This is a genomic window from Bradyrhizobium sp. (assembly GCF_049581145.1).
GTDB lineage: Bacteria > Pseudomonadota > Alphaproteobacteria > Rhizobiales > Xanthobacteraceae > Bradyrhizobium.
In genome coordinates, this window is record NZ_JBAURI010000843.1 from 1 (window position 1) to 2,247 (window position 2,247).

2 protein-coding genes and 1 pseudogene are annotated in these 2,247 nt (G+C 63.7%); all 3 read left to right on the forward strand.

The window, feature by feature from the left end; translation table 11 throughout:
* A pseudogene (locus WCB02_RS27700) lies at positions 1–343 on the forward strand (hypothetical protein); the annotation flags it as partial.
* Positions 340–1,311 carry a methenyltetrahydromethanopterin cyclohydrolase gene (gene mch, locus WCB02_RS27705; protein WP_423962944.1) on the forward strand — a complete coding sequence of 324 codons (972 nt, stop codon included), beginning with the start codon at positions 340–342 and terminating at the stop codon, positions 1,309–1,311. The pseudogene WCB02_RS27700 and the gene mch, both read left to right, overlap by 4 nt.
* The gene (locus WCB02_RS27710) at positions 1,295–2,239 is read left to right on the forward strand and encodes an ATP-grasp domain-containing protein (RefSeq protein WP_423962945.1); all 945 of its coding nucleotides are present in this window, start codon (positions 1,295–1,297) and stop codon (positions 2,237–2,239) included. The genes mch and WCB02_RS27710 overlap by 17 nt, the downstream gene beginning before the upstream one ends.
* The last annotated feature ends 8 nt before the right edge of the window (positions 2,240–2,247 follow it).

The window sequence follows — 2,247 nt, forward strand, 5'->3', positions numbered from 1 at the left end:
GGTCAACCCGCGGCCGGGCGCAACGCTTGACGTGTTCGATTCGAACGAGGGTGCTCTGTTTGCGAATCACGTCGCCGCCTGCGAGGGACGTCTAATCCCGACTTCGCCGAGCTTGGCGATCAATGCGGCCGAAATCGTTTACGCCCCCTGCGACATCGTGTTGCGTGAGGATCGGAATTGGCCAAATTGGATGGTCGACCGACCGTCGCCCGGAACGCGCATCGCCGCCGGCGATCCCCTGTGCACGACGCTCGCCTCCGGCGCGACCGCCGATTTGGCGCGAATCTGCGCCAACGAGCGGGCGCGAAAAATCATCGCTCTCGTTTGCGAGGCGGAACATTGAGCGATGTCGAGACCATAAGCGTCAATAGACGCGCCGAAAAATTGACGGCTGCCCTGCGCCGCGACGCCGCAATGTTAAACCTCGGGGTTGCGCGCGGGTTGCTCGGGGAAACCTTGATCGACGCCGGCGCAAAGCGGCGCGGCGGCATCGAAGCAGGGCTGCGTATCGCGGAAATCTGCCTCGGGGGCCTTGGGGCAGTTCGGCTCACCCCGGATAGTGCGACTCCGCGCTGGCCCTGGACAATCGCGGTAAGTTCGCCGCAGCCGGTCATCGCGTGCCTTGGAAGCCAATACGCGGGGTGGAGCCTGACGCACGGCGCCGGCAAAGATGCATTCTTCGCTCTCGGTTCCGGCCCAGCTCGTGCGCTCGCGCAAAAGGAGACGGTTTTGAAAGACATCGGCTATCGTGACGAAGCCGATGTCGCCACTCTCGTCATCGAAAGCGGGCGTCCGCCGCCGCCCGAGATTGTGGAGAGCGTGACACGCGAGTGCAAGGTCGCACCATTCGCTTTGACCGTGATTTACGCTCCGACGCAGAGCTTGGCCGGGGGCGCACAGGTGATCGCGCGGGTGTTGGAAGTGGCGTTGCATAAAGCGCATGAGCTTAAGTTCCCACTCGAGCGCATCATCAACGGCATGGGCGCCGCGCCCCTGAGCCCCCCACATCCCGATTTCGTCACCGCGATGGGCCGCACCAACGACGCCATCATCTACGGTGGACGCGCGCAGCTCTACGTCACCGGGCCGGCGGCGGACGCGAGGGCTCTCGCTGAGGCGCTCCCAAGTCGCGCGTCGCGCGATTTCGGCGCTCCGTTTGCCGAGATTTTCAAACAGTTTAATGGCGATTTCTACGCCATCGACCCCATGCTGTTCAGTCCGGCCGAGGTCATCGTCACCGCAATCGACAGTGGAGAGAGTTTTCACGCGGGAGCGATGCATCACAAGTTGCTAGATGCCTCCTTCGCCTGACGCGCCGGCCGGCTGCGCGATCGGTCCCACGATTCTTATCGTTAGCGATCAACGGGATTGGCACGCGCGCCAAATGGAAGCGGCGTTCGCCGCAGTTGGCGCGCGTGTCCTCCGGATCGATCTTGCCGCATGCGATTTCGACACGCGCAGTCGGAGCGGACTGGCGCTGCCTTTCCTGGGATCGCAATTGCCCGACGCAGTGCATGTCCGCACGTTTTCGGCCGGGTCGTTCGAGGCGATCACCAAACGTCTGGGTATCCTCCACGCGTTGGCGAAACTAGGAGTCGTCGTCTGGAACGATGCGCGCGCCATCGAACGCTGTGTCGACAAGTCGATGACGAGCTTTCTGCTCGCGCGGGCCGGCGTGCCGACGCCGCCGACATGGACGATGGAATCGGCGTCGGCCGCGCGCGTCCTCGTTGAACGCGAAGCGTCGCGCGGCCCGCTCGTGCTCAAGCCGCTGTTCGGCGCGCAGGGCAAGGGCTTGCGCCTGATTCGACGGCCAGAAGATTTGCCCGGTCCGGAAGACGTCGCAGGCGTTTACTATCTACAGCGTTTTCAATCGATCGAAACCCAGGACTTCAGGGATTATAGACTGTTCGTTCTACGCGGTCGCGTGGTCGCCGCGATGATGCGCCGCGCCTCGACATGGATAACCAACGTCAAGCAGGGAGGCCAACCCTGGGCCGTTGCGCCTGATCTGGTCATGGAGCGTCTCGCAATTGCGGCGGCCGAAGCGGTCGGCGCCGCCATCGCCGGCGTCGACGTGCTCGTGACCGTTGACGGCGCGCCGACAGTGCTCGAGGTCAACAGCATGCCTGCATGGACTGGCTTGCAAAAGGTTAGCGCGCGCAATATCGCAGAGGCGATCGTGCTGGCGCTCATGGACGAATTGGACCGCCGGCCGACGCAATGGCGTGTCCAGTGAATGGCCGC

Bases quoted from the DNA above. Each gene is read 5' to 3' on its own strand.
- WCB02_RS27710 (WP_423962945.1), top strand. From the start codon at position 1,295: ATGCCTCCTTCGCCTGACGCGCCGGCCGGCTGCGCGATCGGTCCCACG.